The organism is Streptomyces pseudogriseolus (assembly GCA_002154585.1).
GTDB classification, from domain to species: Bacteria; Actinomycetota; Actinomycetes; order Streptomycetales; family Streptomycetaceae; genus Streptomyces; species Streptomyces pseudogriseolus.
On record MUNG01000492.1, the window covers coordinates 1 to 5,066 of the forward strand.

Below are 5,066 nucleotides of genomic sequence, written 5' to 3' on the forward strand. Positions count from 1 at the left end.
GTCTCCCCGCCCCCGCCGCGGGCGGGGGCGTCCGTCTGTTGCCGCGACCTGGCGGGGCGGGAAGCCGCGGCTCAGTTGCTCGCGCGGCCTCGGCGGACGTAGTACCAGGTCATGTTCGACGACAGGCCCGCCAGCAGGATCCAGACCACGCCGATCAGCACGCTGCCCTCCACGAAGGAGACGACGGCCGCGGCGACGGCGAGAAGGCACACGACGAGGGCGTAGACGGCGAGGCGGGGCATGGCGGGGGGCTCCTGTCGGAGGGCGGGGGACACTGCTTCCGCTCCAGTGTCCCCCATCGCCTCATACGTCCGTGACGCGGAGCCCGGCGTGCGCCTTGTAGCGGCGGTTGACCGAGATCAGGTTGGCGACCAGCGACTCCACCTGGTGGGCGTTGCGCAGCCGCCCGGCGAAGATGCCCCGCATGCCGGGGATGCGCCCGGCCAGCGCCTGGACGATCTCCACGTCGGCGCGGACCTCGCCGAGGACCATGACGTCGGTGTCGATCTCCTCGATCTCCGGGTCCTGGAGCAGCACCGCCGACAGGTGGTGGAACGCGGCGGTGACCCGGGAGTCGGGCAGCAGCGCGGCGGCCTGCTGGGCGGCGCTGCCCTCCTCCGGCTTGAGCGCGTAGGCGCCCTGCTTGTCGAAGCCGAGCGGGTTGACGCAGTCCACGACGAGCTTGCCGGCCAGTTCCTCGCGGAGGGACTCCAGGGTCTTGCCGTGGCCGTCCCACGGCACGGCGACGATCACCACGTCGCTGCGCCGGGCGGTCTCGGCGTTGTCGGCGCCCTCGATGCCGTGGCCGAGCTCCTCCGCGGCGGCCCGCGCCCGCTCGGCGGCGCGGGAGCCGATGATCACCTTCTGGCCTGCCTTGGCGAGCCGGTAGGCGAGGCCCTTGCCCTGCGGTCCGGTGCCGCCGAGCACGCCGACGACCAGGCCGGAGACGTCGGGCAGGTCCCAGGGGTCCTTGGCGGGGGCCTTCTTCGGGGGCTGCTGTGCGCTGTCGCTAGTGGTCATGGCCCGACTCTACGTGCGGACGGCCGGTGCGACCGGCCGGGCGTGAGGCCCGTCACGGCGGTGCGCGGGTGTCCCCGGGACGGGCGACGCGGGTGTCCCCGGGACGGGCGAACCGTGGGCGAACACCGGGACGCGGGCCGCCCGTTGGGTGCAGGATGCGGCGGCATGGACGCCGTACGGGTCGCGCTGCTGAGGGAAGTGCTCGCGGGGACGGAGTGGCTGGGGGCGACCCGGCACTTCGCGGGGACGCTGCGCGGCTCGGTGGTGTCGCACGGCGGTGGGCTGCTGCTCGTGGGCACCCCGGAGTACGAGCCGTGGCATCTGGCGGCGCACCTGGTGGACGAGGCGGCCTGGTCGGGCACCCCGGAGCTGGCCCCGACGCTGGTGCGGCACGACGCGCGCCCCACGGACCCGGCGCATCTGGCGGTGGGCCTGGGCCGGCTGGAGGCGGCGCGGCGGGGCGAGACGCTGCTGGTGGTGGCGCCCGGCGAGCCGCCCGCGGCACTGCTGGAGCGGGTGTCGGACGCCCGCCGGTCGGGGGCGACGCTGCTGTCGCTGGGCCCGGAGGCGGGCGAGCTGCCGGCGCTGGCGCACGAGGTGCTGCCCGTCCCGGACGGCTCGGAGCTCGACCTGGACACCGTGCAGCACCTGGTGAGCGCGGCGGCCGGGGAGAACGCGCTGCCCGCCCACCGGGGCCGCCGCCGTTTCCGGGACCGGCTGTCCCGGCTGGCCGACCTGCTCACCGCGCCGCCGCCGACCCGCTGGTAGCGCGCGGCGGCGACGGCGGCTCAGCCCTCGTCGCGGCCCTTGGGGGCGTCGTGCCACGCGGGGTCGTTCTCCCACTGGAGGTTGCGCTCGCGGGCGGTCTCCATCGCGTGCTCCGCCTCGGCGCGGCTCGCGTACGGGCCGAACCGGTCCTTGGCCGGGCACTCGGGCCCTTCCTCGACCTTCTTGTGCTCCAGGCAGTAGTACCACTCGCCGGGTTTGCCGGCCGTACGCTTCTTGAACAGGGGCATGTCGGCTCCTCTCGCCACGGAAGATGGTCCCCCGTCGCGGCTGAATTAGACTCGCGGCATGTCTGGCCAGTCACTCCTCGTACCGGGGAAGCTCTCCCCCACCCGCTCCGTTCCCGGGAACATCCGCCGTCCCGAGTACGTCGGCAAGCCCGCGCCCACCCCGTACACGGGGCCGGAGGTGCAGACGCCCGAGACGATCGAGGCGATGCGGCGCGCGGGACGGATCGCGGCCCGCGCGATGGAGGAGGCGGCGAAGCTCATCGCGCCCGGCGTGACGACGGACGAGCTGGACAAGGTGGCGCACGAGTACATGTGCGACCACGGCGCCTACCCGTCGACGCTCGGCTACCGCGGCTTCCCCAAGTCGCTGTGCACCAGCGTCAACGAGGTCATCTGCCACGGCATCCCGGACTCGACGGTGCTGCGCGACGGCGACATCGTGAACCTGGACGTGACCGCGTACATCGGCGGGGTGCACGGGGACAACAACGCGACGTACCTGGTCGGCGAGGTGGACGAGGAGAGCCGGCTGCTGGTGGAGCGGACCCGGGAGGCGCTGAACCGCGCGATCAAGGCGGTGAAGCCGGGCCGGCAGATCAACATCATCGGCCGGGTGATCGAGTCGTACGCGAAGCGGTTCGGCTACGGCGTGGTCCGTGACTTCACCGGTCACGGCATCAACTCGTCCTTCCACTCGGGCCTGATCGTCCCGCACTACGACAGCCCGCACGCGACGACGGTGATGCAGCCGGGGATGACCTTCACGATCGAGCCGATGCTGACGCTGGGCACCCACGAGTACGACATGTGGGACGACGGCTGGACGGTGGTGACGAAGGACCGCAAGCGCACGGCGCAGTTCGAGCACACGCTGGTGGTCACGGACTCCGGGGCGGACATCCTGACCCTGCCGTGACACCTTGAGGGGGCATTGACTTAGGTAAGGCTAACCACACAAACTCGGCGCATGGACTCCTTCTCGGCCCTGATCCGTACCGCCTCGCACGAGCAGCACGTGGAGGCGGAGTCCTCGGCCTTCATGGCCGATCTGCTGGGCGGACGGCTGGGCGTGGACGCGTACGCGCGTTACACCGAGCAACTGTGGTTCGTGTACGAGGCACTGGAGTCCGGCGCCGCCCGTCTGGCGTCGGACCCGGTGGCGAGCCCGTTCGTCCGGCCGGAACTGTTCCGGCTGGCCGCGCTGGAGCGGGACCTGGAGCATCTGCGCGGCCCCGACTGGCGCTCGGCCCTGACCGCCCTGCCCGCGACGCGGGTCTGCGCGGACCGCGTGGCCACCGTGGCCCGCGACTGGCCGGCCGGATACGTCGCGCACCACTACACCCGCTACCTGGGCGACCTGTCGGGCGGTCAGATCATCCGCGACAAGGCGGAGCGCACCTGGGGTTTCGCCAGGAAGGGCGACGGCGTCCGCTTCTACGTCTTCGACCGGATCGCCAACCCGGCCGCCTTCAAGCGGGAGTACCGCGCCCTGCTGGACGCGGTCCCGCTGGACGACCTGGAGAAGCAGCGCGTGGTGACCGAGTGCAAGCGGGCGTTCGCCCTGAACACGGACGTGTTCCGCGCCCTGGGCGAGGAGTTCCCGCTGTCGGCGTAGAACCGCACGGAGGCCGCCGACGCCGCAACGGCCGCCCCCGCCGCCGTCACCGCGCGGCCGGGCCGGTGTCCAGGTTCGACATCATGGCCATGGTCATCGCGATGTCCATGGCCTGGTCACCGGTCAGCAACGTCTACGCGGCGACCGCCGAGGAACCCGCCGACCTGCACGAACAGCGCCGCGCGCTGCTCCGCGAGAGCGTGCGCCGCGCCATGGCGGCCGACTGATCCGGTCCCGGGCGTCAGCGCTCCAGGTAGACCCGGCCGCCGACCTCCGTCCAGCCCTCCGGCTGCGGCGCCGTGAGGATCTGGGAGCCCGTGCCCTGGGTGATGTTCAGGGCGCGGCCGAGGCGGTCGGTGAGGAGGAGGGCCGCCGCGCCCGTCGCCTCGTCCTCGTCGATGCCGTCGTCCCGGCCGGGGAAGGCGCGGGCCCGGATGCGCCCGGCCGGCTCGTCCAGCCAGGCCCAGGCGTAGATCCACTCCCCCTTCGGGGGCAGGGGCAGCTCGTCCACCTCGGCGGCGGTGGCGTACTGGCGCAGGGTGCGCGGCGGCACCCACTCCGCCCGCGCCTCGATCCAGCAGAACTCCCCGTCCTGCCGGGCGCCCACGACCCCGGCGGGCGTGACGAGTTCGGGCACGTCGAGCAGCCAGGCGGCGCCGACGCAGGGGTGGCCCGCGAAGGGCAGGCGGGTGGTGGGGGTGTAGATGTCGATCACCCCGCGCTCGGGGTCGTCGACGAACACGGTCTCGCTGAAGCCGAGTTTGGCGGCGAACTCCTGGCGCTCCTCCGGTCCGGGCAGCACCGAGCCGTCCCGGACGACGCCCAGTTCATTGCCGTATCCGCCGCGTGGGCCGCAGAAGACACGCAGCACGTCGTAAGCAGTCACGGAGGCATTCAAGCACCGTCCGCGCCCCCTCGGCCGCCCGGCCGTCTCAGGGGCGCGGACCGGGGAAGTCCCCGAGGCGCGGGCCCGGTTGCCGGGGGACGTCTCAGGGGCGGGCCTCCTCACCGCGCACGATCCGGCCGCCGCCCGTGATCACGAGGATGGTCCCGTCCGCAGCACCCACCGCCCCGACGGGAGACCCTTCATGTTCCAAGGCACCACCGCCCGTGCCCGCGCCACGGCCGTGTCCGCCTTACTGGTCTCGTCCCTGCTGCTCGTCCCCCTCGCCGGGTCGGCCGCCGCCGGGCCCGCGCAGGGCTCCCCCGCCTCCCCCGCCGTCTCCGCGCCCCGCGCCGACCGGTTCGACGCGACCGCGCTGGAGCGGGCGCTCGCCGAGGTCCCGGACGGGGACGTCTCCGCCGCCCTGATCCGGGTGGGCGGCAAAGGCAGCTGGGCGGGCAGCGCGGGCGTCCGGGACCTGCGCACGGGGGCGCCCGCGCTGCCGTACGCGCGCTTCCGGGCCGGCTCCACG

7 protein-coding genes and 2 pseudogenes are annotated in these 5,066 nt (G+C 73.6%); 5 read left to right on the forward strand and 4 right to left on the reverse strand.

Translation table 11 applies throughout. The features are described 5' to 3' along the window. Positions 1-71 precede the first annotated feature (71 nt). Both CCN29_RS31665 and npdG read right to left on the reverse strand, forming a co-directional pair. Complete coding sequence (locus tag CCN29_RS31665) at positions 72-299, reverse strand: hypothetical protein (RefSeq protein WP_078592185.1); 228 nt, start codon at positions 297-299, stop codon at positions 72-74. A gap of 4 nt (positions 300-303) precedes the next feature. Next, a complete protein-coding gene (gene npdG, locus CCN29_RS31670) occupies positions 304-1,020 on the reverse strand; it encodes an NADPH-dependent F420 reductase (RefSeq protein WP_031061803.1) in 717 nt (238 codons plus the stop codon). A gap of 165 nt (positions 1,021-1,185) precedes the next feature. Here npdG and CCN29_RS31675 point away from each other — a divergent pair, with 165 nt between their 5' ends. Beyond that, positions 1,186-1,788 carry a hypothetical protein gene (locus tag CCN29_RS31675; RefSeq protein WP_006130071.1) on the forward strand — a complete coding sequence of 201 codons (603 nt, stop codon included), beginning with the start codon at positions 1,186-1,188 and terminating at the stop codon, positions 1,786-1,788. Positions 1,789-1,808: 20 nt separating this feature from the next. Here CCN29_RS31675 and CCN29_RS31680 read toward each other — a convergent pair whose 3' ends face one another. Next, a complete protein-coding gene (locus CCN29_RS31680) occupies positions 1,809-2,036 on the reverse strand; it encodes a hypothetical protein (protein ID WP_006130070.1) in 228 nt (75 codons plus the stop codon). Between the two features lie 58 nt (positions 2,037-2,094). Between CCN29_RS31680 and map the strand changes: the two genes are divergently transcribed. The 3 genes and pseudogenes from map to CCN29_RS31695 all read left to right on the forward strand — a co-directional run. Beyond that, positions 2,095-2,952 (forward strand): type I methionyl aminopeptidase, encoded by an 858-nt coding sequence (gene map / locus CCN29_RS31685; RefSeq protein ID WP_006130069.1) that lies wholly within the window; start codon positions 2,095-2,097, stop codon positions 2,950-2,952. Positions 2,953-3,003: 51 nt separating this feature from the next. After that, positions 3,004-3,651: a biliverdin-producing heme oxygenase gene (locus CCN29_RS31690; protein WP_086685986.1), complete on the forward strand. Its 648-nt coding sequence runs from the start codon at positions 3,004-3,006 to the stop codon at positions 3,649-3,651. Between the two features lie 74 nt (positions 3,652-3,725). Continuing rightward, positions 3,726-3,878 (forward strand): annotated as a pseudogene (locus tag CCN29_RS31695) (TetR/AcrR family transcriptional regulator); the annotation flags it as partial. 14 nt (positions 3,879-3,892) lie between these two features. Here the strand turns inward: CCN29_RS31695 and CCN29_RS31700 are convergent. Continuing rightward, the gene (locus CCN29_RS31700; RefSeq protein WP_031019746.1) at positions 3,893-4,537 is read right to left on the reverse strand and encodes a PhzF family phenazine biosynthesis protein; all 645 of its coding nucleotides are present in this window, start codon (positions 4,535-4,537) and stop codon (positions 3,893-3,895) included. A gap of 202 nt (positions 4,538-4,739) precedes the next feature. On the opposite strand from CCN29_RS31700, the pseudogene CCN29_RS31705 reads away from it, so the two are divergent. Beyond that, positions 4,740-5,066 (forward strand): annotated as a pseudogene (locus CCN29_RS31705) (peptidase); the annotation flags it as partial.